The organism is Fundidesulfovibrio butyratiphilus, assembly GCF_054657235.1.
The window spans coordinates 951,429-976,132 of record NZ_BAAHXA010000001.1 but is presented as its reverse complement, the minus strand read 5'-3'; the positions used below and the strand labels follow the sequence as shown (position 1 = coordinate 976,132).

22 protein-coding genes and 2 riboswitches are annotated in these 24,704 nt (G+C 64.6%); of the genes, 16 read left to right on the top strand and 6 right to left on the bottom strand.

Going from position 1 to position 24,704, the window contains the following annotated elements; translation table 11 throughout:
* The first annotated feature begins 1 nt into the window (after position 1).
* Positions 2-1,636 (top strand): flagellar hook protein FlgE, encoded by a 1,635-nt coding sequence (locus ACYQ01_RS04850; RefSeq protein WP_459932699.1) that lies wholly within the window; start codon positions 2-4, stop codon positions 1,634-1,636.
* 99 nt (positions 1,637-1,735) lie between these two features.
* Here the strand turns inward: ACYQ01_RS04850 and ACYQ01_RS04845 are convergent, their stop codons facing one another.
* Both ACYQ01_RS04845 and ACYQ01_RS04840 read right to left on the bottom strand, forming a co-directional pair.
* The gene (locus ACYQ01_RS04845; RefSeq protein ID WP_459932698.1) at positions 1,736-1,975 is read right to left on the bottom strand and encodes a hypothetical protein; all 240 of its coding nucleotides are present in this window, start codon (positions 1,973-1,975) and stop codon (positions 1,736-1,738) included.
* 268 nt (positions 1,976-2,243) lie between these two features.
* Complete coding sequence (locus tag ACYQ01_RS04840; RefSeq protein ID WP_459932697.1) at positions 2,244-2,948, bottom strand: SOS response-associated peptidase; 705 nt, start codon at positions 2,946-2,948, stop codon at positions 2,244-2,246.
* Between the two features lie 106 nt (positions 2,949-3,054).
* On the opposite strand from ACYQ01_RS04840, the gene tatA reads away from it, so the two are divergent.
* Positions 3,055-3,273 (top strand): twin-arginine translocase TatA/TatE family subunit, encoded by a 219-nt coding sequence (gene tatA / locus ACYQ01_RS04835; RefSeq protein ID WP_459932696.1) that lies wholly within the window; start codon positions 3,055-3,057, stop codon positions 3,271-3,273.
* A gap of 11 nt (positions 3,274-3,284) precedes the next feature.
* A complete protein-coding gene (locus ACYQ01_RS04830; protein WP_459932695.1) occupies positions 3,285-4,124 on the top strand; it encodes a ribonuclease H-like domain-containing protein in 840 nt (279 codons plus the stop codon).
* 118 nt (positions 4,125-4,242) lie between these two features.
* On the opposite strand, the gene ACYQ01_RS04825 is transcribed toward ACYQ01_RS04830, so the two are convergent.
* Positions 4,243-4,653 carry a hypothetical protein gene (locus tag ACYQ01_RS04825; RefSeq protein ID WP_459932694.1) on the bottom strand — a complete coding sequence of 137 codons (411 nt, stop codon included), beginning with the start codon at positions 4,651-4,653 and terminating at the stop codon, positions 4,243-4,245.
* A 222-nt stretch (positions 4,654-4,875) separates the two neighbouring features.
* Here ACYQ01_RS04825 and ACYQ01_RS04820 point away from each other — a divergent pair, with 222 nt between their 5' ends.
* From ACYQ01_RS04820 to ACYQ01_RS04800, 5 genes are all read left to right on the top strand, one after another.
* Positions 4,876-6,273, top strand: coding sequence for an MBOAT family O-acyltransferase (locus ACYQ01_RS04820; protein WP_459932693.1), 1,398 nt, complete (start codon positions 4,876-4,878; stop codon positions 6,271-6,273).
* A 163-nt stretch (positions 6,274-6,436) separates the two neighbouring features.
* A complete protein-coding gene (locus ACYQ01_RS04815) occupies positions 6,437-7,564 on the top strand; it encodes an SGNH/GDSL hydrolase family protein (protein WP_459932692.1) in 1,128 nt (375 codons plus the stop codon).
* 52 nt (positions 7,565-7,616) lie between these two features.
* Entirely contained in the window at positions 7,617-8,507 is an 891-nt protein-coding gene (locus ACYQ01_RS04810; protein WP_459932691.1) for an SGNH/GDSL hydrolase family protein, read from the top strand.
* 31 nt (positions 8,508-8,538) lie between these two features.
* Positions 8,539-9,381, top strand: a complete 843-nt coding sequence (locus tag ACYQ01_RS04805) for a hypothetical protein (protein ID WP_459932690.1) — start codon at positions 8,539-8,541, stop codon at positions 9,379-9,381.
* 14 nt (positions 9,382-9,395) lie between these two features.
* Positions 9,396-10,028, top strand: a complete 633-nt coding sequence (locus tag ACYQ01_RS04800; protein ID WP_459932689.1) for a tetratricopeptide repeat protein — start codon at positions 9,396-9,398, stop codon at positions 10,026-10,028.
* A gap of 187 nt (positions 10,029-10,215) precedes the next feature.
* On the opposite strand, the gene ACYQ01_RS04795 is transcribed toward ACYQ01_RS04800, so the two are convergent.
* Entirely contained in the window at positions 10,216-10,941 is a 726-nt protein-coding gene (locus ACYQ01_RS04795) for an arylesterase (protein ID WP_459932688.1), read from the bottom strand.
* A 246-nt stretch (positions 10,942-11,187) separates the two neighbouring features.
* Between ACYQ01_RS04795 and rnhA the strand changes: the two genes are divergently transcribed.
* From rnhA to rnc, 3 genes are all read left to right on the top strand, one after another.
* Complete coding sequence (rnhA, locus tag ACYQ01_RS04790) at positions 11,188-11,688, top strand: ribonuclease HI (protein WP_459932687.1); 501 nt, start codon at positions 11,188-11,190, stop codon at positions 11,686-11,688.
* A gap of 652 nt (positions 11,689-12,340) precedes the next feature.
* Positions 12,341-12,421, top strand: a riboswitch (cyclic di-GMP riboswitch).
* A gap of 219 nt (positions 12,422-12,640) precedes the next feature.
* Positions 12,641-14,896 carry a methyl-accepting chemotaxis protein gene (locus tag ACYQ01_RS04785; protein WP_459933889.1) on the top strand — a complete coding sequence of 752 codons (2,256 nt, stop codon included), beginning with the start codon at positions 12,641-12,643 and terminating at the stop codon, positions 14,894-14,896.
* A gap of 361 nt (positions 14,897-15,257) precedes the next feature.
* Complete coding sequence (gene rnc / locus ACYQ01_RS04780; protein WP_459932686.1) at positions 15,258-15,965, top strand: ribonuclease III; 708 nt, start codon at positions 15,258-15,260, stop codon at positions 15,963-15,965.
* Between the two features lie 117 nt (positions 15,966-16,082).
* Here rnc and ACYQ01_RS04775 read toward each other — a convergent pair whose 3' ends face one another.
* Both ACYQ01_RS04775 and ribB read right to left on the bottom strand, forming a co-directional pair.
* Entirely contained in the window at positions 16,083-16,982 is a 900-nt protein-coding gene (locus ACYQ01_RS04775; RefSeq protein ID WP_459932685.1) for a flagellin N-terminal helical domain-containing protein, read from the bottom strand.
* A gap of 193 nt (positions 16,983-17,175) precedes the next feature.
* On the bottom strand, positions 17,176-17,877 hold the full coding sequence (gene ribB / locus ACYQ01_RS04770) for a 3,4-dihydroxy-2-butanone-4-phosphate synthase (protein ID WP_459932684.1): 702 nt from the start codon (positions 17,875-17,877) through the stop codon (positions 17,176-17,178).
* A 127-nt stretch (positions 17,878-18,004) separates the two neighbouring features.
* Positions 18,005-18,154: riboswitch (FMN riboswitch) on the bottom strand.
* A 445-nt stretch (positions 18,155-18,599) separates the two neighbouring features.
* On the opposite strand from ribB, the gene ACYQ01_RS04765 reads away from it, so the two are divergent.
* The 5 genes from ACYQ01_RS04765 (at position 18,600) to gatA (ending at position 24,701) form a co-directional block, all read left to right on the top strand.
* Positions 18,600-20,639, top strand: a complete 2,040-nt coding sequence (locus tag ACYQ01_RS04765; RefSeq protein WP_459932683.1) for a penicillin-binding protein activator — start codon at positions 18,600-18,602, stop codon at positions 20,637-20,639.
* Positions 20,636-21,733 (top strand): acyltransferase family protein, encoded by a 1,098-nt coding sequence (locus tag ACYQ01_RS04760; protein ID WP_459932682.1) that lies wholly within the window; start codon positions 20,636-20,638, stop codon positions 21,731-21,733. Before ACYQ01_RS04765 ends, ACYQ01_RS04760 begins: the two co-directional genes overlap by 4 nt.
* A complete protein-coding gene (locus ACYQ01_RS04755) occupies positions 21,730-22,863 on the top strand; it encodes a hypothetical protein (protein ID WP_459932681.1) in 1,134 nt (377 codons plus the stop codon). The genes ACYQ01_RS04760 and ACYQ01_RS04755 overlap by 4 nt, the downstream gene beginning before the upstream one ends.
* Positions 22,860-23,150, top strand: coding sequence for an Asp-tRNA(Asn)/Glu-tRNA(Gln) amidotransferase subunit GatC (gatC, locus tag ACYQ01_RS04750; protein WP_459932680.1), 291 nt, complete (start codon positions 22,860-22,862; stop codon positions 23,148-23,150). The genes ACYQ01_RS04755 and gatC overlap by 4 nt, the downstream gene beginning before the upstream one ends.
* A gap of 84 nt (positions 23,151-23,234) precedes the next feature.
* A complete protein-coding gene (gene gatA, locus ACYQ01_RS04745; RefSeq protein ID WP_459932679.1) occupies positions 23,235-24,701 on the top strand; it encodes an Asp-tRNA(Asn)/Glu-tRNA(Gln) amidotransferase subunit GatA in 1,467 nt (488 codons plus the stop codon).
* Positions 24,702-24,704 lie beyond the last annotated feature (3 nt).

Sequence of the window (24,704 nt, the reverse complement as noted above, 5' to 3'; positions counted from 1 at the left end):
TATGGGTTTGGCGACTTCCATGTGGGCTGGGGTTACGGGCCTTCTGGCGCACGGCGAAAAGATGGGCGTCATTGGCAACAACCTGGCCAACGTCAACACCGTGGGCTTCAAGAGCCAACGCATGGACTTTGAGGACCTGATGTACTCGAGCATCGGCACGGCCCAGGGTATGGGGCAGCTGGGCATGGGCGTTCGGGTCGGAGCCCTGCTTGGCGACTTTACCCAGGGCGGTTTCCAGACCTCCAACGAGAACACCGACCTGGCCATTTCCGGTGACGGTTTCTTCACCGTGAAGAACTTGAGCACCCAGGAAAATTTCTACACCCGGGCGGGCAATTTCCGCTTCGACAAGAACGGCTATCTGGTCGATCCCCACGGAATGGCCCTGCAAGGTTGGCAGGTGGATCAGGCGACCCTGCGCTACGCCAAGGCCCAAGGCCGCATCATCAACCAGGTTCCCACCAAGGGCAGCGTGACCAGCGTGCAGCTCGACTCCCTGGCTCTGGGAGCGCAGGCCACCAACAACTTGACCATGGTCACCAACCTCGATCCCCGGGAGGACTCGCGGTCTTCCGACACCACGGACCCGTTCTTCTCCATGTTCAAGAACTATCGCTACGACCCGAACCACCCGGATAATCCGGCCCTGGCGGAGACGTCGTTCTCGTTCCAGAACACGATCACGGTGTACGACCAGCGCGGCGGCTCCCACGATCTGACGGTCTACTACGACAAGGTCTCGGACGTGAGCGGCAAGGAGTACTGGGAATACATGGTCTGCTGCACCCCCGAGGAAGACGGTCGCGTCTTCAACATCGGCGGCGCGAGCAAGTCCATGAGCTCCAACGCCAAGGCCGGCGTGCTCATGATCGGCTCCCTGTCCTTCAACGACGCGGGCGGCATGGAGAACATCACCTCCTACACCCTGAACGACCTGAGCTACTCCTCCGAAGTGAGCGGGCTCAACAACTGGAGCCTGGCCAAGATATCGAGCTCGGGATACCCGGTGTTCACCGCCAACTTCCGCAGCGTTTCCGGGGCCAGCATCACCACGGCCTCCAATTCCACGAGCATCGCCCTGAACCTTGGCATTCGCAGCGGCAACACCACCTGGAACACCTCCGCCACCACGGCGGACATGCTCGGATTGTCCCACCTGACCGATCCCGCCGCGCTGCAGGGCTTCAATCCCTCGACGCTCAACGTGGCGTCGCTTTCCACCACGAACTACGAGACCTCTTCGTCGCTGCTCTACCAGTCGCAGGACGGCTACCCTCCGGGAACCCTGCAAAGCGTCTCGGTGGATGAGGACGGCGTGCTCACCGGGCGATTCTCCAACGGCCAGGTGCAGGAGCTCTACGTCATCGCCCTGGCGGACTTCGCCAGCCCCTGGGGACTCAAGCGCAACGGCGGCAACCTGTTCAGCGAAACCCGCGATTCGGGAGAAGCCCTGATCGGACGCGCCAAGACCGGACGCCTGGGCTCGGTCAGCGGCAATTCGCTGGAATCGTCCAACGTGGACATGGCCAACGAAATGGTCGAGATGATCCAGACCCAGCGCGGCTTCCAGGCCAACTCCAAGGTCATCACCACCACGGACACCATGTTGTCGGAAATCATCCAGCTCAAGCGGTAGACGCCAAAGGCGACAGAAAAAAGCAAGCGCCGGACGCACAAGCGTCCGGCGCTTTTTTTGTATGCACCGGTTCAGCCGCAAGGCGGCCAGACAGTCGGGTCAGGAGACGTCGCGCTCCTCGTCCAGGGAGAGCAGCTTGGCCTCTTGCAAGGTCTTGGCCTTTCTGGAATTGCCGAGGCGTCTGCGCGGGTTGCCGCACATGCAGCACGAGCAGGGCTTGCGCGTTCCCCCGGACTTCCCGACGGCTCGCGGCGTGCACTCCTCGGGGGAGTACTCCCACCGCTTGAGTTGGCGAAGGCCTAGACGACGACGGCGTTCAACGGCTTGTCTGGAGATCATAATGGTTGTCTCCCGCAATAGGTTGACGTTTTGGCCGAAAAAACGATCTGTCGGAACCGAACTTCTTCGTTTGCACGCGACCTGCATGGCCGCATCGCTGAACGTTCCTGGCTGTGTGTGCACCCTGCCGTTCGCTTTCGCTCTCCGGTTGGAGGTGCGGCGCAGGTGCCATCCGCGAAAGACGGCGAACGCCCGGAGCGTATTCTTTTTTTACGCCCGCCCGGCAGGGATGTCCAGAGGCGGCGTGCAAGGCGAGCGAAGACCAGGCTCAGCGGCGAGGGGCCAGTCCCGGCAGCGGGAGGTTGTCCGCGCGGACCGGGGCCATGAGGTGCGGGCCCTGGTTGGCCACGGCGTTGACCGCCGCGCTGACGGGCCAGGCGGTCATGTCCGGCCAGGGGCGCGAGGCCAGGATGTCGGCCAGTGCGGAGGGGTCGGTCAGGTCGGGGTCCAGCCAGCGGGCGTCGTCTTGCGGGCGGACGAGCACGGGCATGCGGTTGTGAATGGGCGCGACCAGGTCGTTGGCCGGGCAGGTGAGCACGGCCAGACGGGCTTCGGCCTCTCCGTCGGCCGCTCCGAACGACTCGTGGAGGGCGGCCATGGCCAGAAGTTCGCCGTTTTTCGACGTGACGAACCAGGGCCGACGCGCACCGGGCGGGCCGGACCACTCGTAGAAGCCTTGCAGGGGAACCAGGCAGCGGCTGAAGCGCAGGGCGTTGCGAAAGGTCGGCTTTTCCGCGGCGGTTTCGGCCCGGGCGTTGATGAGCGGCGCGGGTTTGGAGCCGGCCCGGCGAAAGCGCGGAACAAGCCCCCAGACGAAAAGGGCCATGCGCCGGCCCAGGTGGTCCTGGAGCACGGCTTCCACAGGCTGGCCCGGGGCTATGTTGTAGCGCTCCGGCGCGTCGGGCGCGGTTTCCAGGTCGAAGCGATGCCGGATGGCGCTTCGGGGAATGGCCAGGGCGAAACGTCCGCACATGGCGTCACCCTACACCGCAACATTTTGTTTGCCAAACGCCCACACCGGGCTTAATCGTAGGGCAGAGAAACTCTTCTTTAAACAAACCCTCCCAAGGAGACGCCGCATGGGCGCTTTTTCCATCTGGCACTGGCTGGTGGTTCTGGCTATCGTTTTGCTGGTCTTCGGTCCCGGACGCCTGGGCAACCTGGGCAAGGACCTGGGCAAGAGCATCAAGGAATTCCGCGAATCCATGAACGAAAAAAACATCACGCCCGACAGGATCGAAGACAAGCCGAACAGCTCCACGGCCCAGGCCAGCGAGACGCACAAGGACAAGGCCTAGCCGGCCGCGTCGTGCTCGGACACACCTTTCAGCATCTGCCTGGGGTCGGCCCCAAACTGGAGGCCGCCCTGTGGCAGGCGGGCGTGCGCCACTGGGACGACTTCCCCCCACAGGGGCCTTCCCGCTTGGGGCCGTCGCGCACGGCCCTGGCCCGTCAGGGGTTGGCCGAATCGGACAGGGCGCTGCGCGCCGAAGACGCGGACTGGTTCGCCGCACGCCTGGGAAGCGCCCAGACGTGGCGGCTTTTTCCCCATTTTCTGCCCGACGCCGGGTACCTCGATATCGAAACCGACGGCCTGCGCGACCCGCAGGTCACCACGGTGGCCTTGTACCACCGGGGGACCGTACGCACCTACGTGTGGGGACAAAGTCTGGACCAGTTGCAGGCCGACCTGGACGCGGTGAAGGTTCTGGTGACCTACAATGGCCGCTGCTTCGACGTGCCGGTGCTGGAAAACGTGCTGGGCCTGTCCCTGCCCAGGGCCCACGTGGACCTGCGTTTCGTGCTGGGAGCCATGGGGGTGCGCGGCGGCCTGAAGGCGTGCGAAAAGCGCTTCGGCCTGGATCGGGGGGACCTGAACGGGGTGGACGGCTACGGGGCCGTGCTGCTCTGGAAGCACTATGAAAACACCGGGGACCCGCGCGCCCTGGAAACCCTGCTCGCCTACAACGTGGCCGACGTGATCGGGTTGGAAGTCTTGCTGGTCCACGCCGTCAACGCCCTTCTGGCCGAAACCCCCTTCGCCGCCGAACTCACCCTGCGCACGCCCCGGCCTGCGGACAATCCCTTTCAACCCCATGCGGACATGGTGGCCGTGGCCAGGGGCGGGGGAGACCGGTTCTTCCGCTAGCCGAACCGCGACGGCGCGGACAACGCGCGCTACGAAGGCGAGCAACCGTTCGTCCCCGTGTATCCGTCGCCCCGGGCGACCGCCGCGCCTGGCCGGCGGGCAAAGAAGTCCTGGAGGGTCAGCGATTGTGCAGCTTTTCGAACTCGGCGAAGGCGTCGCGTTTTTGCTTGTTGCGCGCTTTGACGCCTTCGAGAAGGGCTCCGCGCAGATCTTCAAGGTCTTGGGCCGAATAGCGCGGCGGAGCGGATTTGGCCGTTTCCGCCAGTCCGAAGTCGGCGGGGTTGGGCAGGGAGGCCGACGGAGGCGAGGCGACCGCCTTGGGAGCTTCCGGCCGGACATGGTCTTCCAGCCAGGGAGACTGGACCCGGGGCCGTTCCTCCTGGACCGGGGAGTCCGGCTGGATGGGGGGCAGGGGTTGGATCGGGGCCGCTCCAGAGGCGCGCCAAGTCGCGAGCTCTTCGCGCAACTGTCTGATTTCTTGCAAAATCTCTTTGTTCGTCTCGACAAGTTCCCTGAACAGGGCTTCCATAGGGGCTCCGTGTGGCGTCCCCGCGTCCGGGGCGGGTATTGCCTTTTCAAGGCGTTCGAATAGAGTGCCAAGGCAAGAGCGCAGGTTTCTTGGACGTTCCGGAAAAGCGTCCGGGGGACCCTGCCGCGTTTGAGACTTTATCCGCCCGGCAGAGTGTAACAGGGAACAAGCGCCGTCAAGCCTGTCTTTCGGGGGAAATCATGCTTTTCGCCTTTGGCCCGTATGCAGCTCGTCAGCGTTGAGTTTGCGGTGTTCTTTCTGGCGGCGCTGGCCGCCTGTCGCGCGGCGTGGAGTCGTCCGGGCCTGCGCGTGGCCTGCCTGGTCGCGGCCTCGTACGTGTTCTACGCCAGCATGCATGTGGGCTTCGCCCTGCTGCTCCTGGCCGTGAGCCTGGCGGCCTTTGCCTCGGCGCGCCTCCTGGTCCGGCTTCGCGCCGCCCCGGCTCGGCGGGCCGTGCTGGCGGGGTTTGCGGCCCTGGTCCTGGGCGATCTGTGCTTCTTCAAATACTACGCAATGCTTTACGACCTGGCCGGATCGTACGCGGGCCTGGCCGATCTCGGCTTGGCCCTGCCCGTGGGCATCTCGTTTTTCACTTTTCAGGCCATCGGCATGGTGACGGACGCCTACCGCGACCCGGACGCCAACCGCTGGAGCCTGTCCGACACCCTGGCCTTCATGGCCTTTTTCCCCACCCTGCTTTCCGGGCCCATCCTGCGCGCCGGGGCTTTCATCCCCCAGTTGCGCGCCCCGCGTCCGGCCTGGACGGACGAGGCCCAGGCTTTCTGGCTGGTGGCCCTGGGACTTTTCAAGAAGATCACCTTGTCGAGCTATCTCACGGAACACGTCACCCGTCCCTTTTGGGCCGGGCCGGAGGCGTATTCGAGCGCCGGGGCCGTTTTGGCGGCCGTGGCCTACAGCGTCCAGATTTTTTTGGACTTTTCGGGGTACTCGGACCTGGCCCAGGGCATGGCGGGACTCTTGGGATTTCGGGTCCCGGACAACTTCCGCAGCCCCTACGCAGCCCGCAACCTGCGCCAGTTCTGGCGGGGCTGGCACATCAGCCTCTCCACCTGGCTGCGCGATTACCTCTATGTCCCCTTGGGCGGGAGCCGGGTCGGGCCGCGTCGGCGGATGGCCAACCTCATGGTCACCATGGGCCTGGGCGGGCTGTGGCACGGGGCCGGGTTCAACTATCTCGCGTGGGGGCTTTTGCACGGGGTCGGGCTGTGCGCCACCCATTGGCTGGGACCGAAACGTTCGCCCGTGTCCAGCGCGGCGCGCGCCGGCGTTCGGGGAGCGGTGTGCTGGGCGGCCACGTTCGCTTTCGTCACCCTGGCCTGGGTGTTTTTCGCCGCCCCGGACACCGCCCGGGCCCTCGACGTCTTCCTGCGCATGGCGGAATGCGATTCCCAGGGCCGCTCTCCCGGCGTTTTGGCGGTCTTGTTGTGCGTCGCGGTCCTGGCGGCCCAGGTCCTGAAGCCCGGCCTGTTGCGCCTGCGCCCGAACTGGTTCGCCAGGCTGCCGGACCCGGCCCTGGGCCTGGCCGTGGGGGCCCTGGCGGCCCTGGCCGTGCGGCTGGGACCGGACGGGGTCTTGCCGTTTATTTATTTTTCGTTTTGAGATCGCGTACTTGTTGCGGGTTTGCCGCGAGCCATGCGCCGCGAAGAGTATTTGCTTTTTCTCCTGAAGAGCGCATACGTTTTTGTGGCCGAGGAAGAAGGCGGACCGGTCGTAAGTACCGGAAAGACGAATACGAGAACGTGCTTTCGACAAGGCGGAGCCGATGGATCGACAGGGCGGACGGGTTGTGCTGGCCTACGCCGTGGGGCTGTTGTTCGGGTTGATCGTCATGTTCGACAAGGTCGGACCGTGGCTCGCGTCCGGGATCGAGGAGGACTGGCCCCGCGTGTCCCGATGGGTGGCCTCGGGCGAGCGGCTTCACGACGCCGTGGGGCTCGGGCGCGTCTTGCGCGATTTCGATTGCTCCCTGTCCGGTATTTTTGATCCCGCCTATAAAAACACCTACCGCTGTTCCGAAGCCATGCTGGCCGAGGCCCTGGGCGCGGCCCCGGAGCCGGTCTCGGAGGATGTCGTGGCGTCGCGGGAGGAGGTCTCGCCTCCGCCGGAGGAGGCCGAGGCCGTCCCGGACGAGCCGGCGGCCTCTCCCGACGCTCGGGCGTCCGAAAGCCCGGAACCCGCCGCGCTGGTCGTGCGCGGGCCCGGAAACGTGCTGGTGGTGGGCGACTCTTTGGCCATCGCCCTGGCCGGGCCCTTGGAGCGGGCCTGCAAGGGCTACGAGGGATTGACCGTGGTGGCCCAGGGCAAGGTGGCCAGCGGGCTGCAAAATCCTCGATACTACGATTGGGAAGCGTCCCTGCGCCAGCTCCTGGCCGACTCTTCCCCGGTGCTTGTGGTGGTGATGATGGGGGCCAACGACGCCAAGTACCTGACGCTTGATCCCGAAGCGCCGGAGCCGACGGCCCTGGACGACCGACGGGCCGGAATCTACAAGCGACGGTTGGACACGTTTTTGCGCCTGTTGTCGGCAAAGGCCGTTCCCGCCTGTTGGGTTGGGCTTCCGGTCATGGGGGACCCCGAACTTTCGGACAAGAGCCGTGCCCTGAACGCCCTGGCCCGCCAGGCCTGCCTGGAGCGGCCCAACGTGCGTTACCTGGACACTTGGCCCCTGCTGGCCGACTCCGAGGGGCGCTACGTCCACTATCTGGTCAACCCGAAAGGACAACGGGTGCGCGTGCGCGAGGGCGACAAGATTCATTTTTCCGCGGCGGGTGGCGAAGTCATCGTCCGTCGCCTTTTTACGGATTCGGGCCTGATCCGGGGGCTCAAGCACAAGGACGACAGAAACGTGGCCGAAGAGGGATCGCGCCAACCCCGGTCGCCCGCCCTGTGAGGCGCGGCCCGGCCTTGACGGCAAGGGCGTTTGAGGCGAAACCGAAAGCGCCATGACGCGCGTTCACTCCTCCCTGTTTCTGATGGTCGCCCTGGTCGGCTTCGGCCTGCTCTGCGGTTGCGGCCCAAGGCGTCCCTCGGCGCCGAACGGCACCGTCACGGCCGGGGCGGATCGGTCCGCCCGTCCGACCGTGAGCGACGCGGCCGGGCTCGCTCCCAAGGGCTTGTTCGTTTCCCGAGGGGCGAAACAACGGGCCTCGTCGCTGCTTGTGGCCGGGGACTCGCTTTCCATCGGCCTGGGCGAGCAGCTCGAACGCACGCTGGGGCAGGAACCGGGCCTGCGCTTCAGACGTCTGGGGCGGGTTTCTTCGGGGTTGGCCCGGCCGGACTTTTTCGACTGGGAGGCCACCATGACCGCCCTGGTCGAGCGCATGCATCCCGACGTGGCGCTCATCATGCTGGGAACCAACGACAGCAAGCTCCTGCGCACGGAAGACGGCTCGCAACTGTCGGCCGCGTTCGGCTCGCCGGAGTGGGACCGGGCCTACGCGGCCTGGGTGGAGCGCATCCTTGCCATCTGCCGCGCGGCCAACCCCGGCGTGATCATTTTCTGGGTGGGATCTCCGGTGATGGCCGATCCGGGACTCAGCCGCGAACTCAAGCATGTCAACGCGGTCATTTCCAGGGTTGTGGCCGCCCATGGCGACTGCTACTTTCTGGACACCTGGGAGCTGTTTTCCGGCCCCGACCGGCGATACGTCTCGGCCAAACCCGACCTGGCCGACGGATCGACCCTGCGCGCCCGCGACGGGGTGCACCTGACCCAGGCGGGAGCCCAGGCCCTGGCCGAATTTTGTCGCTGGGCCATGGAAAGCCGGGTGCGCTGGACCACGCTTCAGGGTCGGCGCGCCGTATTCGGCTTCGGATTGGCCGACGCATCGTGAACAACCGCCCGTTTGGGCGAAGGGGTAAAGCATGTGGCGTAGCATCCTCGTGGCGGCGCTGACCGTGGCGCTTTTCGCCGTTTCGGCGCAAGCCAGGCTCATCAAGGAAATGGAAGTCACCCGCACCGGCAAGCTGACGAGCTCCGGTGAACAGTCCGGCGGCGGATACACGCTGGTGCTCGATAACAACAAGACCATCGCCCTGGGCGACAAGGAAAGCTTTGGCCCGGCCACGCGCCAGGTGCTCGACCAGGCGGCGGCCCAGAAGCTTTCCGTCGAGATCACCGGCCATTTGCTCATCTTCAACGACCAGTCCCCGGTGTTCGCCCTGCCGCTCAAGAAGATCGACGTGAAAGGCTTCAAGCCCCAGGATCAGGCCTCGCCCGCGCAGAAGGAGCAGGCCGCCGCCCCGGCGGAGAAGGGCGATCCCGGCCCCTTCAAGGAAGCCTTCCTCAAGGGAAGCAAACGCATCAACCTGGGCCTGGCGTTGGAAGGCTACGCCTATTTCATTTCCAAGACCTGGAAGGTGACCGAACCGGGCAAGACGGCCGAATTCCGGGGCGAGATCAACATCGACGACTATTCCTCCCGCGACAGCAAATATTTTTCGCGGCTGAAGTCCAAGGACATGCGCGACATTTTCCGCTCGCTTACCTTCGTGGCCAACCTGAACCTGACCGGCAACGGCCAGGCCACGAGTTCCGACCCCTACGTGGAGGCCGTCTATCTGGACGGCGCCAAGGACAAGCTCATCTGGAAGGATCCGCCCAACTACTATTGGGATCGCATCGCGGCCAATCGGAAGATCAAGATTGATTATTTTCTCAACAAGGCGGCACAAAATCCCAAGTACGGCAAGGAGGCGTCCAACTGATGCGGGGTGCGGGCATGACGCGCAGAAATGACACGCGGGTCGCCATGGTGCGCCGGCGCGACGCGCTGGCTCTGGGCGGGGTTCTTCTGCTGCTGGGCCTGTTCCTGGGCTGGCAGGGAGCCATTCTGGCCGTCAATCAGGACGCGCTTCACTCGGGACGGGGCGGGCAGAGCGCGGCGCTGCCGCAAACGCCCTCCGACGCCGACCCCATGGGGCGCATGATGGGACAGGCCAAGCAACTTGAGGAAAAGGCCGCCAAAAATCCCGGCGACTATACGACGTGGGTTGCCTTGGGCAATCTGTATTTCGACACCGACATGCATCGGAAGTCCATTGAAGCCTATGAAAAAGCCCTGGCCATTCGCCCCGACCTTGCCGACGTCTGGACGGACCTCGGCGTCATGTACCGGGCCGAGCACGAACACGACCGGGCCGTTCAGAGCTTCGACAAGGCCCTGGGCCTCAATCCCCGCCATCAGGTGGCCCTGCTCAACAAGGGCGTGGTGCTGCTCTTCGACCTGGGCGACAAGGACGCGGCGCGTCAGGCGTTTACGGCTCTGTTGGCCGTGAACCCGGCGGCCAAGACCCCGGACGGCAAGAAGGTCTCCGACCTGGTGGAGCAGTTGTCCGGCAAACAGGGAAAGTAGGGCGGTCGGGGGAAAAGTTTTTCGGCCAGCGTGTCGTCCCCTGGCGACTGGTCGCGGTTCTCCCCGGAGTTTCCGACAAACGAAAGGCGGCGCTCCCCCTGGAGAGCGCCGCCTTGTTTCTTTTGTGGGCGACTCTTGCGCCGCGTTCTTGAAAACGTGGTGTCTTCAAGGGATACGCGCAATCCCTTCAGGGCGTTGTCCGCGAAGCGTTCGGGCGCGCCGCGTGGGCGTCGCGCGAGGTTCCGGCGCCTTTCCTGGTCGCGATCTCATTCAAAAAGGCCACGGCCGTGGGAAGAAAACGCATGGTGATCTGGCGCGCGCCTTCGGCGTTGGGATGCAGTCCGTCGGGAAGACAGAGACTGCGCTGTCCGACCACGCCTTCCAGGAAGAAGGGGTAGAAGAGCAGCTTGTGCCTGACCGCCAGGCGCTCGAAGGCCGCGGCGCATTCGGTTCCGTAGACCGGGTCCATGCCCGGCACGGTCCTGACCCCGGTGAGGACCACGGGAATGCCCTTGCGCTCGCAGGCCGAAATGATGGCTTCCAGGTTGGCCTCGATTTCGGCCGGGTCCAGTCCCATGAGGCTGTCGTTTGTCCCGAGTTCCAGGATCACGCCGTCGGGCTGGCAGCCGATGACCGGAGACAGGCGGGCCAGCCCCCCGCCGGTGGTGTCGCCGGAAACGCCGAAATTGATGATTTCCACCTCGTGCCCCAGGGCTTTCAGCTCTCGCTGGAGCACCACGGGAAAGGCGTCCTGTTCCCTGAGCATCCAGCCGGCCGTCAGGCTGTCGCCCAAAGCGGCCAAGCGCACGGGCTTGGCTTGGGCCTGTTCGTTCATGCCGGTTCCTCCCGGTAAAAGAAAAAGAAATACGGCGGCCAGAACCACCGTCAGACGCAAGCGCACGTTGCCATCCATGATGAACTCATGCAAGTAAGCCCCCGGGAATTCGGGCGCGGCCGCCGGGGCGTCACGCTACGCGCCGCCCGGATCGACCGGTGACGGACGACGCGGGCGAACCCGCGTCGCTCATACATCGTACAAAGTCCGGCCGGGCCGGTCAACGCGCGCAGCGCGCCCGAAGGCGCGGACCCCGCGCCTTTCCGCCAACGATACGCCAAACCGGCCCAACGTCCCTTTCGGACGCGTCGGCCAAGGAGACGCATGACTACAAGCGAACTGGAATCCTCCGACCGGTCCGATCCGGTCGTCATTCACACGGACGGGGCCTGCCTGGGCAACCCCGGTCCCGGGGGGTACGGGGCGATTTTGTCCTGGCAGGATCACGAAAAGGAACTTTCGCACGGCTACAAGCTCACCACCAACAACCGCATGGAAATTCTGGCGGTCATCGCCGGACTGGAAAGCCTGAAAGGGACGCGCCAGGTGGAAGTGGTGACCGACTCCATGTACGTGCGCGACGCCATCGAAAAACGCTGGCTGGCCAAGTGGAAAAAGAACGGCTGGAAAACCGCCGACCGAAAAGACGTGAAGAACAAGGACCTCTGGACTCGCCTGGACGGCCTGCTCTCGCGCCATAAGGTGAAGCTCACTTGGGTGCGCGGGCACAACGGCCATCCCATGAACGAACGCTGCGACCGACTGGCCCGGAGCGCGGCCCAAGGCCCCGGACTGGAGCCCGACACCGGCTACCCGGCCGGTTGATGTCGAGGCCGGACGCCCCGAAGTTCCGGGCGTCCGGCCTTGGACCGGGTCGGACGTTTTTCCCGCCTCGCTTTTCCTTCGCCGCCCCCTTGCGTCGTGGGCGACGCGACCTCGCGCCACGGCGATCTTTCCTTTCCGGGGCGTTTTTTCCCCCTTCTGACCAGGGTCATTCGCGCCAAGGCCGGGCGGTTGCCGCCGTTGACCGCTGAACGCGTCCGTTCGTGCGGCCTGTTCAACACAACGCGCGGTCAAGGCGCGCAAGAAAGGCAAGCCCGAAGAGCGGTTCCTCTGTGGGAGGACTTGACGTTTCCGAAACGGGCGCTGCCAGCGGCGGGATGTCGGCAGGGCATGATGCCGCGGGAGGGGACGGCCCCGGCGTATCTTCGTTGCCGTGGCACGTGCATTTTCTTGCAGTATTGTACAATTCAGGACACGAGCACAGGGAAACCTCTGTTGAAAACGCTTCGCATTTCGTACACTGTGCTTTGTGTGCTGTGCCCGCGTGGAGGCAGGGGGGAGGCGTTTCTTTCTGTTTTGTAATGGAATTTGATGATGAATATGAAATAACTTGTCGAAATATATGTATTATTTGTGTCAATATGTGTTTTTTGTAGTCATTGACAAGAATTTCACAAGCTGATAGGTGAACAGCTCTTGATAAAGCCAACCCCATCGCGAGATGGTGTGACGGAAAGCTAAGGGTCTCATGGATTGAGACAGCCTGGCCGCCAAGTGGAATGTGACATTCCCTAGGCGGCTTTTTGCTTTTCGCGCCAAGGACAATGCAGCGAAAATCACAGCCGTACAAGTTTTCGCTCTCCTTGGTTCGCAGGGATGCGGTGTTTATGGGGTGCACAAGCAGGGGAGGTCTATCGTGAAGTTTTGGGAATCGATAACATTCAAGATTCTTTCTCTGGTGTTGTCAAGCGTTCTTGTTGTTGGATTAGCGGTGATGTTTGCATGTTATTTTTCCTTGAAGGTCGGACTTGACGGGGAGTTCCGGTCTGTTCTTTCGACGTATAGAAAATCAATAGATGACTCCATCGCAAAGAAGAAAATACAGTATATGGGCTTGGCCTCCGCGCAGGCCTTGCGGCTCAATGTCATAAAGGGTGTTATCGAGGGCAATCATGATTTGCTCAAACACTTTGGAGAAGAACTGATACAAACAGGCCAGGCCGAGTTCATCGTCTTCGTAGACGCCCAGGGGAAGGTGCTTGCCCGGGGACACTCTCCCAAGTACGGCGACAGCATCGCGACCCAGGAATGCGTTCGCCAGGCGTTGGCCGGCTCCGAATCTTCGCTCATAGAACCCGGAAAAATCGTCAAGATTTCCCTGCGGGCCGCCGCTCCCGTCCGCTCCGAGGGCAAGATCGTGGGGGCCATCATCACGGGCCAAAATATCACGGGGAGCAACACCTTTGTCGACGACATCAAAAAGACCTTCGATGTCGAGGCCACGATCTTTTACGACAAGGTGCGCGAGTCCACGACCATAACCCGCAACGGGGAACGCGTGGTGGGCACGGCCCTGGACAACCAGCAGGTGCTGGACACCGTGCTGGGCCAAGGCCATGAGCAGGCCGTTGAACTGTCGCTGTTCGGCAGGCCGTACCTGTCGCTGTACTGGCCCATCAAGGACAGACTCGGAAAGCCCATCGGCATGTTGTTCATCGGCAAGGACCTGCGCGTGCTCGACCAGGTGCAATGGGACATGTTCATGCGCATTGCCGTGGTTTGCGTGGCGGCCATGGTCGTGCTGTGCATCATCGGCTACTACGTCTCGCGGCGTATCACCAGTCCCATCGCTCGGTTGCTGGGCTATGCGAAAAACGTGGCCGGAGGGGATTATTCCCAGAGCATCGCCAGGACTTCCAAGGACGAAGTGGGCCTGCTCACGGAAGCCGTCGGCTCCATGGTCGCGACGCTCAAGATCAAGCTCGGCTTTTCGGACGGCGTGGTGCGCGGCATAGCGCCGCCCACGGTCATCGTCGATCCTCAGGGGCGCATGACCTTCGTGAATCCGGCCATGTTGCGCCTCGTGGACAAGCCGGGATCGCCCGACGCCCACCTGGGGCAAAGCCTGTCCGCGTTCTTTTACGGGCAGGCCGGCAAGGAAACCATCTGCGACAAGACCATGCGCGAGAAAAAGCCCTACGACGGGGTGGACTCCGTGCTGGAAATACATAGCGGCGTCAATAAGTATCTGAAGATCTTCACTTCGCCGATCTACGATCTCGACTCCAACCTCATTGGAGCCATCGCGACCATCATCGATCTGACCGAAGCCAAGGAGCGGGAGCACAGCTGCGAACTGCAAAGCGTCAAGATCGTCAAGGCGGCCACGGTGGCCGATTCGGTGTCCAGCCAGGTTTCAGAGGCCGCGGAACAACTCTCGGCCCAGATCGAGCAGTCCACAAGCGGGGCGAAGCAGCAGGCGACGCGCATTTCCGAAACCGCCACCGCCATGGAGCAGATGGGCGCCACCGTGGTCGAGGTGGCCCAGAACGCGGCCCATGCCGCCGAAACGTCCGTGGTCACCAAGCAGAAGGCCGAGCAGGGGGCCAGTATCGTCAGCCAGGCCATAGAGGGCATCACCAACGCCCGCAACCAGGCCCACGCCCTGAAGGTTGACATGGGCGAACTGGGCGGCCAGGCCGTGGAAATCGGCAAGGTGATGAAGGTCATCCTGGATATCGCCGACCAGACCAATCTGTTGGCCTTGAACGCCGCCATCGAGGCGGCCCGCGCGGGCGAGGCCGGACGCGGTTTCGCCGTGGTGGCCGACGAGGTGCGCAAGCTGGCCGAAAAGACCATGGGCGCCACCCACGAGGTGAGCAAGGCCATTTCCGGCATCCAGGAGACGACCCGGCGCAACGTGGACAACGTGGATCAGGTCGTGCTCATCATCGAGGAGTCCTCGACCCTGGCCGGGCAGTCCGGCGACGCCCTGGGGGAAATCGTGGCCCTGGCCGACCAGACGTCCGATCAGGTGCGCTCCATCGCCACGGCTTCGGAAGAGCAGTCGGCGTCCATCGAGGAGATCAACCGGTCCATAGGCGAGATCAACGTCATCGCCTCGGAAACCTTCCAGGCCATGGACTTGGCTTCGCAGGCCGTGCAGGCCATGGCGACCCAGTCCCAGGACCTCAGGGGCCTCATATCGGACATGCAGGAAGAAGAAACCGGCCAGGCCGCCCTGGCGTAACCGTTGACGCAAGAACGTCCCTCGCGCTTCCCGGATGCGGTTTTTCGGTCCGGGGGGCGCAAGGGACATCTTCCTTCCCGGGGGACGACCTTTTTCGCCGCCGGTTTTCCGCTGGTCCTCTCCGTTTGAATCATTCCCGCAAGGTCGTATAATAATATCGTTTTTATTCCGCTGGTTGCGTCCGGGGAACGTCTTTCCCTCGCGATTCTCGCGCGGGATTGCGCGTGGGCCCGGGCCCGCCCGGGGTGTTTGTCGTTCGGCCCCGGTTGGGCTACACTGACGCCACGGTGTCGGCTCCAGCCGAAGGCGGCCGGTGGGGCGGTCCATCGGACGCACCGGAAGACCAAAACAAGGATACGTCATGAACGAAGCCGTTCTCGATGATCTGCAACGCCATGTGGGATATGCCTTCCGGCAAAGCGATCTCCTGCTCACGGCGCTTACGCATAGCTCCTACGCCAACGAAAAGTCCTGCTCGCACAACGAACGGCTGGAATTTTTGGGAGACGCGGTACTCGAACTCGTGGTTTCCGCGGAACTCTACGCCCGCTACCCGGAAGCGCCCGAAGGCGTGCTCACCAAGATGCGGGCCCGGCTGGTCAGCCTGCCCAGTCTTGCCGCCATGGCCCGGGAACTCGGGCTCGAACGCTGTCTGTTTCTGGGAAAAGGCGAGGAAAGCCAGGGCGGAAGGCTGCGGGATTCGTTGCTTTCCGACGCTTTCGAGGCCCTGCTGGGCGCGATGTTCGAAGATGGGGGATTCGAGGCGGTAAAAACGGTGGTGTTGGATCTTTTCAAGGATCGCTGGCCCAGCGAGGACGAACCGCCCAGGGCCAAGGATTTCAAAAGCCAGTTGCAGGAGCTTACCCAGCGTCACTACAAGGCCCGTCCGGTCTACCGGCTTGCGGGCAGCTTCGGCCCCGAACACGACAAACGCTTCGAAGTGAGCGTGGACCTGCCGAGCGGCATGAGCGTGAGCGCCCAGGGCGCCAGCGTGAAAAAGGCCGAACAGGCGGCAGCGCAAATGGCCCTGGAACTTCTTGCCGATCCAGAATCCGATCAACCGGGCTGAGGCGAAATTCGCGGTCCGGGCGGGCGACTGCCCGGAGCGGAAAATCCTGCCTAGGAGTCCAGGGGGAGGGCCGTTTCGACCCCCCCCTCCCTGGTCACAGCCGCGAAACGATCATGCCTAACCCTGGATGAGGGACAAGGCCATCTTGGGCAGGCTGTTGGCCTGAGACAGCATGGCCACCGCCGACTGGGTCAGGATTTGCTCCCGCACGAACTGGGTCATTTCCGTGGCCACGTCGGTGTCGGAAATCTGCGACTCGGCCGCCTGCAGGTTTTCCGCCTGGATCTGCAGGTTCTGCACGGTGTTGCTCAGGCGGTTCTGCATGGCGCCCAGGTTGGCGCGGATCTTGTCCTTGGAAATGATGGCATTGCTAATCTGCTCCAGGGCCAACTGGGCCAGCTCCTGGGTGGAGATGGAGCGGCCGGCGTTGGTGCTGGAGACGGAGGCTCCCAGGCCCAGGCCGAAGGCCGAAGCCGTGGAATTGCCGATGCTGATGAAATAGTAGTCTTCCGAACTGGAGTTGCCGGTGCCGAAGTGGATCTTGATCTTGCCGACGGAGTTGAGGCCCTTGCCGTCGTGCACGCTGCTCGACAGGTTGCCGTTGAGCAGGTGAATGCCATTGAAGTCCGTGGCGTTGGCGATACGGGTGATTTCCGAGGCCATGGCCTGATATTCGGAGTCGATGATCAGACGCTGGTCGGAGGTGTAGGTGCCCGTGGCCGCCTGGGTGGCCAGTTCCTTCATGCGGATGAGCTTTTCGTCCACCACCTGCAGAGCGCCGTCAGCGGTCTGAATCATGGAAATGGCGTCGTTGGCGTTGCGCACGCCTTGGTTGAGGGACGAAATGTCCGCGCGCATGATTTCGCGAATGGCCAAGCCCGCGGCATCGTCCGCCGCCGTTCCGACGCGAAGTCCCGAAGAAAGACGACGGGTGGAAACGGCGAGTTGTCCGTATGCGTTGTTCAAGTTTCTGGTGGCGTTCATCGCCATCATGTTATGGTTAATGACCAGGGACATGGATAACCTCCTTGTTGGGGCAACTTTCCTTGTTGTGCCCAACGCAATGCGTTATCCGTGCCAAAATTAAAAAAAGTTTATATTGTGAGGACATGAAAATGGGGGCGGGCAAAAATGCCCGCCCCCGTCGGTCGTGAAGGTCAAAGTTGCCGCGCAACGCGCGGTCCGCCCCCCGCCCGGACCGCGCTCTTCTTTAGAGAAGGACGTTTTCGGCCCGGGTCCTGTACCGGGCCAGGGCTTCGATGCTCACCACCGGGAAGCCGTGTTTCGCGCCGAACGCCCTGGCTTCGGGCAAGCGCGCCATGGTTCCGTCGGGGTTGGTCAGTTCGCAGAGCACGCCGCAGGGGGGCAGGCCGGCCAGGCGGGTCAGGTCCACCACGGCCTCGGTGTGGCCGGGACGTTCGAGCACGCCGCCGGGTTTGGCCCGCAGGGGAAACACGTGTCCGGGATGGCGCAGGTGTTCGGGCCGGGCGTTCTCGGCCGTGGCGGCCCGCACCGTGGCCACCCGGTCCGCGGCGCTCACGCCGGTGGTGACGCCCTCGGCCGCTTCTATGCTCACGGTGAAGGCGGTCTGGTAGGGACTGGTGTTGTTGTCGACCATCATGGGCAGGCCCAGGGTGTCCACTTTTTCGCCTGGCAGGCACAGGCAGACGATGCCGCTGCACTCGCGGATGAGCATGGCCATCTGGGGCTCGGTCAGGCTCTGGGCCGCGAAGATGAGGTCGGCCTCGTTTTCGCGGTCTTCGTCGTCCACCACCAGAACGCCGTTTCCAATGCGCAGGGCGTCCAGGGCGCGTTCAACCTGGTCGAGCCAGGCGTTGGGGAAGGCGTCCGCGTGGGGCGTCGTGGTGGAGGTGAAGGGGGAATTCGTGTTCGATACAGGCTGCTGATTCATGGCAACGCTCCTTGCGTCGTTGAAGTACCAGAATCAGGGCGAAAGAAACGCCGGTCGCCGCGTCCGGAAGAAACGCGCGACCGCGCGCCGGCGCGGGGGGCCGGCGGCGGGGAAATGACAATCCCGTCTGTTTCCTCTTCCATCCGGACTGTTACCGTCGGCCCTGGCTTTTCACCAGGTCTGCTGACCCCCCGGCACGGCCGGGGGCGCTCGCGGGCTCTCCGGCCGAAGCCGGAACACCGCCGGTGGGGACTTTCACCCCGCCCTGAGGAGGGCTCGTTTCTAGCGCGACCGGTCGGGTCTGGCAAGACCCGGCGCGGGCGACGGGGGAAAGAAGGAAGGAGTGGCAAAAAATTGGCGCTTCGGTCCAGGCCCTGTCGCTCGGCTCGGGCGCGGGCAAGCCTGTGCCAGGGCCCGGCCCGGTATGGCCAGGTGGTGTCGCTCGGCTCGGGCGGGCAAACCGGACGGCGCAGGCTGCGCCCGCAGGGCGGATGCGAGGCCTGGGCCAGTTTTCAGGCGCGTCGCAACCGGAAGATGGGCCGTCGCATCCAGGTGTTCCGCGTCGATTTCCCGCCGGCGCGGCCCGCCCGATGCGCCCCGGCTTTTGTCCCGCGACGTTTTCCGAAGTCGAAAAGCGGCGGAGTCGCCTTGATTTGACGGAAACAGGACGTTATGCTCAGTCAAGAATCCGAATACACATTCCCACAAAGGTTTTGTCCTCTATGAAAAGTCCCGTTTCGCCTTCGGCGCGCCGTCTGGCCGTCGCTTTGCTCGCGCTGACTCTGGCCGTTGCCGGTTGCGCGGGAACTTTGGGCCTGTTCGGCAAGGAGAATCCGCCCACCACCCCGGCCGAACTCTCCGCCCTGCAAGCCAAGGCCCAGGACGCCTGGAACTCGGGCCGTTACGAACGCTCGGCCGAACTGTACGGATTGATTCTCGCGGGCCAAGGGGTGGGGCGCGAAGCCAAGCTCCAGGCCACCGAGCGGCTGACCCGGTCCTTTTACCGACTCGGACGCTACGCGGAAGCCCTGGACGCCCTGAACAACTGGGCCACCCTGGACCCCAAGCTGAAAGGAACCTGGGAGTGGAACCGGCTCTACGTCCGCTCGCTGATCGGCGTGGGCCGGCAGCGCCAGGCCGAGGACCATCTGGCCAAGCTGGTCAACAGCCGAAGAGCCCCCTTTGAACTGACCGGACCGGCCAGCCTTGAACTTGCCGGACACTACGCCTCGCGGGGGCTTTCCAGCCAGGCGGTCCAGATCATGCGCCAACAGCACGCCAAGGCGCCCAACCGTCAGGCCCGCATCGGCTACGAATCGGACACCGCCCGCATGCTGGCCGCCCTGGACGACCAGGGTTTGAGCGCCCTGGCGAAGACCGTCACTCCGGCCTCGCGCATGGTGTTTCCCCAATGCCTCGTGGCCTTCGAGAATCTGCGCCGGGCCGCGGCTTCGGATTCCCACGCCGGCGGGCAACTCGCCGACCTGGCCCAGGAGCTGGAACGCTCCTCGAACCTGACGGACCGGCAATTGCCCGGCCGCATCCTGGCCCAGGGCCTGGACGCGGCCACCAGCGCCTCGGCTCAGGTCGGACTGTCGACGGATCTCGCGGTGGAAGGTCTCAAGCCCGGTCAGATCGGCGTGGCCTTGTTGCTGCCCCAGACCGGACAACTGCGCGCCCTGGCCGCCAAGGTGCTGGCCGGCGCCAAGGCCGCCCAGGAGCAGGCTTCCGCCGCCGGAACCCCGGTGGACCTGCGCGTCATCAACACCGACGATCCCGCCTATGTGGATCAGATCGCCGCCCTGCCGCGCGAGGTGATGCTGGTGGGCGGTCCCATGCACGCCAGCTATTTCAAGAGTCTTCCGGCCAGCGGCGAGTTGTCGCGCCGGGTGTTTCTCACCTTTTTGCCCGAAACGCCCGAGGCCGAGGAGGGCAAGCAGGTGTGGCGCTTCTTCTGGAGCTTTCAGGACGAAGTGCACGCGGTGATCAACCCGGCCATGGACGCCGGCGTGAAGCGTTTCGGCGTGCTCTATCCCGAAGATCGCATGGGCAAGCGTTTGGCCGACTTCTTTTCGTCGGCGGTCACGGCCCGGGGCGGCCAGGTGTCCATTCTTCAGCCCTATCCGCCCCGCGAACCGGGCAAGTGGAACGATTTGATGCGGGGACTTCTCAAGGCCCAGCCCTCGGGCCCCGACGGCAAGACGTTCACCATCCAGCCCGATTTCCAGGCCCTGTTCATCCCGGACAGCCTGCCCAGCGCCGATCAGATGATCAGCTATCTGCACATGTACCAGGCCAACACCATGCTGGTCCTGGGGCCCCAGGCCTGGTCCGAGAGCCTGAGCCGGTCCGGCAGGCGCACCGCGTTCAATCCGATCCATTACCGCTTCGCCTTCTGCTCCGGGGCGTGGTGGCCGGAGAATCCCGCCAAGTCCGTGGCGACGTTGCGCGCCGCCCTGGCCAAGGAAAAGCAGGGCGAACCCGACTTCTGGAGCGCCCTGGGTTACGATTTCGTTCGCCTGGCGGCCCAGGTGGGGCCGGTGCCGGCCGAACCCGCGCCCTCTCCGGCCGACGTGACGAAGCTCTTGAACAAGGCCGCCTCCCAGATGGAATGGAGCATGGCTCCGGTGAGCTGGAACGAGGCCGGACAGGCCAAGATGTCGCTGTTTTTCTTCCGGCCCTCGGTTGACGGGCTTTCACCCGTGGACAAGGAGGGCTTCGCCGAACGGGTGAACGCTTCGCTGGCTCCCAAGGCCCAGTGAGCCGGGCCGGCGCTCCCTTTCGTCCGGCCGGGGATTTCCTCGCCCTGGCCGGACGCGGATTCCCCGCCCTGGACGGCTTGCGCGGCCTGGCCTGCGTCATGATCTTCAACGTCCATTTTTTCGCCCAATTTTCCCAGGACGCCTACTTCCTCGACTCCCGAGGCCTGGCCTACCAGGCGCTTCGCACGCTCCATTCCGGGTCGCACGGGGTGGATATCTTTTTCGTGATTTCAGGCTATCTCATTTACGGCTCGCTGGCTCGCAAGGGGCGCGGTCTCGTGTCCTTCTTGACGGGGCGCTACAAACGGTTGCTGCCCGTGGCCCTGGCCGTCAACGTGCCCGCGCTGTTCTGGATCAACGCCGGCTGGCGCGACGCCATCGACAACCTTTTTTTCCTTTCGCTTTTTCCCGGCACGCGCATGGTGACTTTTGTCGCCTGGGCTTTGGTCTACGAGATGTATTTCTACATCCTGTGCGGGGTGTGGCTGCTCGTGGTCCGGCGGGGGCGCGCCGGCGCGCCGTGGGTGTCGTTTGGCGGGCTGTTGGTGCTGTATTTGGCCAACTGCCTGTTTTTCCGGCAGGGTCAGGTGCTCTCCGACTGGCGTTTCGTGGGCTTTTTCGTGGGCCTGGGGCTGGCCATGCTCCAGGAGGGACCGCGCGGACGGGCGGCGTTGGCCCGCGTGCCTCGCCAGGCGTGGCCACTGTTTCTCGGCCTTTTGCTGTTGTGTTCCTGGCTGTGGGCCGTGGACGCCGTGGGCTGGCTCTCGGCCCGCTCGCGCGCACTGGCCCTGGGGTATTTCGTCTTCCACGACCTGGCCGTGGCGGGCCTGATCGCCGCCCTGGCCAACGGCGGACCGAACATGCGCTCTCCCTTCACCTGGTTCGGTCTGCGGGCCGTAGGGGCGGTCAGTTATTCGTTTTTCATGCTGCACACCCAATGGGGACTTCCCCTGGCCGCCAGCCTCCTGGGAGCGAAGCCCCAGACCGTCGCCGGGCTCGGGCTCTTCTGGGGCTGGACCTTTGCCGTGTCGTTTGGTCTGGCGGTTTTCCTCTACGCTCACCTCGAACGATTCTATTTCACGGGGGGGCGATGAGTTTTCAGGCGTGGAAAGGGCTTTTCGCCGATCTTCCCGAAGAACGCCTCGCGGCCCTGGATGGATTGCGCGGCATTTTTGTCCTGCTGTTTTTTTTGTTTTCCTTTTTCGCCCAGTTCGACCCGGCCAAGATCGGACGCATCGCCGGAAGCCACGCCCAGACCGTTCTTGCCGCCCTGGACGTTCTCATGGCCCCGTGCCTGGCCGCGCGGGAGCTCCCCTTCGTGCTGGCCGGCTACTTTCTGGGCCGCTCGGAGCCGCCAGCGCTGGGGGCCTACGCGCGCGGCCGTTTTTTGCGTCTCGCCCCGGCGGCCCTTGCGACCATGGTCCCCATGCTGGCCTATACCGGGGCCGATCTGGGGCGCGCCCTGGGCTGCCTGGCGTTTTACGATTCCCCCGAAGGCGGACCGCGCTTTGCCGGCCTTCTGTTTCTGGTGATCTGGGGCTGCGCGGGATGGGTTGTGCTCGGCGCGCTCCTGAGGCGTCTGGGCTTCGGCGTCCGGCTCGCGCTGTATTGCGTCGGATTGTTGGCGCTATTTTCCCCGGGGGCGGATTTCGGACGCGCGATGGCCTGGGCCGGGGTGAGCGTGCCCAGCCTGGCCGACTCCGGTCCGGCCGGAGCCTGTCCCGGCCTTTTGATGCTGGGTCTGGCCGTGGGCCTGGCGGCCGGACGGTGGGGCCGGGGCCTTCCCGACGCCACGGCCCGGCCGGGAGCCTGGATGTGGTTGGGGGCATTCACGGTGTTGGCCTGGCTGGACGCGTTCGCTCCCGCCGGGGCGCTCATGCCCGCGCGCCAGGCGGTCTTGGCCTTGGCCGTGATCCGACTGGCCGACCATGCCCGGGACAAGGCCGCGCGAGTCTTGGCCGGGGGGGTGCCGCGTTTTTTCGGCGTGACGGCCTACAGCTTCTTTCTTGTCCACACCACGTGGGGCATGCGGCTTTCCCGGTCGCTTCTCCAGTCGACCATGCAGGGGGTCGCCATGATCGGGTTGCATTTCGTCCTGAGCCTGGTGTTGGCCACCGCCGCCGGGGCCTTTTTCTGGCGGCTTTTCGAACGTCCGGCATTGTTGCGAAAAGCGCCGCCAGCGGCTAAGGACGACGGGTTGCAAACGCAAGGAGCCCGCTTATGAAACTGAGCCCAGAAGAGGCGGCCAAGGTCGCCGCCCTGGCCCGGCTGCGCCTTTCCGGCGACACGCTCGAACGCTTCGCCGCCCAGATGGGCGACATTCTCGACTACATGGACACCCTGAACGCCTGTTCCACCGACGGCGTGGAGCCGCTTTACAGCCCGGTGGAGCACGACACGCCCTACCGGGCGGACGTGGCGGTCAAAACCTGCACCCGGGAAGACATTTTGCGCAACGCGCCGGAAACGGACGGACGCTTCTTCGTGGTGCCCCGCATCGTCAACGGCTAGGCCGCCGACCTCTCGAAGCGACGCGTTTTTTCAAGAGCCAAGGCCCGCCCCACCGGCGCGGGCCACATCCCCGAGGTATTTCGCATGTCCGATCTGTGCTCCCTCGACTTGACCGACCTGCGCGACCGACTGGCCGGCAAACAGGTCAGCGCCCGGGAGGCCGTCTCGGCCTGCCTGGAGCGCATCGAAAAGACCGAACCCGCCGTGCACGCGCTTCTGAACGTGCAGGCCGACGCCGCCCTGGAGACCGCTCAGGCCCTGGACCAGGCCGGTCCCGATTCGACCAAACCCCTGTGGGGCGTGCCCCTGGTCATCAAGGACGCCCTGTGCACGGCCGGCGTGCCCACCACCTGCGCCTCGAAGATTTTGGAAAACTTCACGCCCTTCTACGACGCCACGGCCGTGGCCAAGCTCAAGGCGGCCGGGGCCGTGCTGTTGGGCAAAGCCAATATGGACGAGTTCGCCATGGGGTCCTCCACCGAGAACTCCGCCTTTGGCCGCACGGCCAACCCCTGGGATCTGGGGCGCGTGCCGGGCGGCTCGAGCGGCGGGTCCGCCGCCGCGGTGGCCGCCGGCCAGGCCTTCGGGTCGCTCGGCACCGACACGGGCGGTTCCATCCGACTGCCGGCTTCGTTTTGCGGGGTGCATGGCATCAAACCCACCTACGGCCGGGTGTCGCGCTACGGCCTGGTGGCCTACGGCTCCAGCCTGGACCAGATAGGCCCCCTGTGCCGCAGCGCCAAAGACCTGGCCGCCGTGCTGGAAGTCATCAGCGGGCACGACCCCAAGGACTCCACCAGCGCCCCGCGTCCGGTCCCGGCCTTCGAGGCCGAAACCGCGGCCCGCAAGGACCTCTCCGGGCTGCGCCTGGGCATGCCCGAGGAGTACTTTGGCGAGGGACTCACCGACGAGGTGCGCGCCTGCTGCGAAAAGGCCCTGGAAGCCGCCAAGTCGCTCGGGGCCGAGATCGTGCCCGTGCGCCTGCCCCATACCCGCTACGCCATCGCCACCTACTACATTGTGGCCATGGCCGAGGCGAGCTCCAACCTGGCCCGGTTCGACGGCGTGCGCTACGGCTACCGTCACGCCGGCGCGCAGGACCTGACGGACCTCTACGAGCTCTCGCGCAGCGAAGGCTTCGGCGAAGAGGTGCAGCGCCGCATCGTGCTGGGCACCTACGTGCTCTCGGCCGGCTACTACGACGCCTACTACCGCAAGGCCGCCCAGGTGCGCCGACTCATCCGGCAGGACTTTCTCGACGCCTTCGCGGCCTGCGACGTGATCGTGGGACCGGCTTCGCCCTTCGTGGCCTTCGGCCTGGGAGAGAAGGCGGGCGATCCCCTGCAGATGTATCTCTCCGACATCTTTACCATCTCGCTCAACCTTTCGGGCCTGCCGGGACTTTCCCTTCCCGTGGGCCTGGGGGCGGACTCGGGCATGCCCGTGGGGTTGCAGATGTTCGGCCGCGCCTTTGACGAATCCACCCTCCTGGGCGCGGCGCACGCCCTTTCGGGAACGCTCGGCCCCTTGCCCGCGCCCAAGGGACTCTAGACC

Excerpts from the sequence above, each read along its gene's own strand:
- ACYQ01_RS04850 (WP_459932699.1), top strand. The coding sequence starts at position 2 with ATGGGTTTGGCGACTTCCATGTGGGCTGGGGTTACGGGCCTTCTGGCG.
- ACYQ01_RS04845 (WP_459932698.1), bottom strand. The coding sequence starts at position 1,975 with ATGATCTCCAGACAAGCCGTTGAACGCCGTCGTCGTCTAGGCCTTCGC.
- ACYQ01_RS04840 (WP_459932697.1), bottom strand. The coding sequence starts at position 2,948 with ATGTGCGGACGTTTCGCCCTGGCCATTCCCCGAAGCGCCATCCGGCAT.
- tatA (WP_459932696.1), top strand. The coding sequence starts at position 3,055 with ATGGGCGCTTTTTCCATCTGGCACTGGCTGGTGGTTCTGGCTATCGTT.
- ACYQ01_RS04825 (WP_459932694.1), bottom strand. The coding sequence starts at position 4,653 with ATGGAAGCCCTGTTCAGGGAACTTGTCGAGACGAACAAAGAGATTTTG.
- ACYQ01_RS04820 (WP_459932693.1), top strand. The coding sequence starts at position 4,876 with ATGCAGCTCGTCAGCGTTGAGTTTGCGGTGTTCTTTCTGGCGGCGCTG.
- ACYQ01_RS04815 (WP_459932692.1), top strand. The coding sequence starts at position 6,437 with ATGGATCGACAGGGCGGACGGGTTGTGCTGGCCTACGCCGTGGGGCTG.
- ACYQ01_RS04810 (WP_459932691.1), top strand. The coding sequence starts at position 7,617 with ATGACGCGCGTTCACTCCTCCCTGTTTCTGATGGTCGCCCTGGTCGGC.
- ACYQ01_RS04805 (WP_459932690.1), top strand. The coding sequence starts at position 8,539 with ATGTGGCGTAGCATCCTCGTGGCGGCGCTGACCGTGGCGCTTTTCGCC.
- ACYQ01_RS04800 (WP_459932689.1), top strand. The coding sequence starts at position 9,396 with ATGACGCGCAGAAATGACACGCGGGTCGCCATGGTGCGCCGGCGCGAC.
- ACYQ01_RS04795 (WP_459932688.1), bottom strand. The coding sequence starts at position 10,941 with ATGGATGGCAACGTGCGCTTGCGTCTGACGGTGGTTCTGGCCGCCGTA.
- rnhA (WP_459932687.1), top strand. The coding sequence starts at position 11,188 with ATGACTACAAGCGAACTGGAATCCTCCGACCGGTCCGATCCGGTCGTC.
- ACYQ01_RS04785 (WP_459933889.1), top strand. The coding sequence starts at position 12,641 with ATGTTTGCATGTTATTTTTCCTTGAAGGTCGGACTTGACGGGGAGTTC.
- rnc (WP_459932686.1), top strand. The coding sequence starts at position 15,258 with ATGAACGAAGCCGTTCTCGATGATCTGCAACGCCATGTGGGATATGCC.
- ACYQ01_RS04775 (WP_459932685.1), bottom strand. The coding sequence starts at position 16,982 with ATGTCCCTGGTCATTAACCATAACATGATGGCGATGAACGCCACCAGA.
- ribB (WP_459932684.1), bottom strand. The coding sequence starts at position 17,877 with ATGAATCAGCAGCCTGTATCGAACACGAATTCCCCCTTCACCTCCACC.
- ACYQ01_RS04765 (WP_459932683.1), top strand. The coding sequence starts at position 18,600 with ATGAAAAGTCCCGTTTCGCCTTCGGCGCGCCGTCTGGCCGTCGCTTTG.
- ACYQ01_RS04755 (WP_459932681.1), top strand. The coding sequence starts at position 21,730 with ATGAGTTTTCAGGCGTGGAAAGGGCTTTTCGCCGATCTTCCCGAAGAA.
- gatC (WP_459932680.1), top strand. The coding sequence starts at position 22,860 with ATGAAACTGAGCCCAGAAGAGGCGGCCAAGGTCGCCGCCCTGGCCCGG.
- gatA (WP_459932679.1), top strand. The coding sequence starts at position 23,235 with ATGTCCGATCTGTGCTCCCTCGACTTGACCGACCTGCGCGACCGACTG.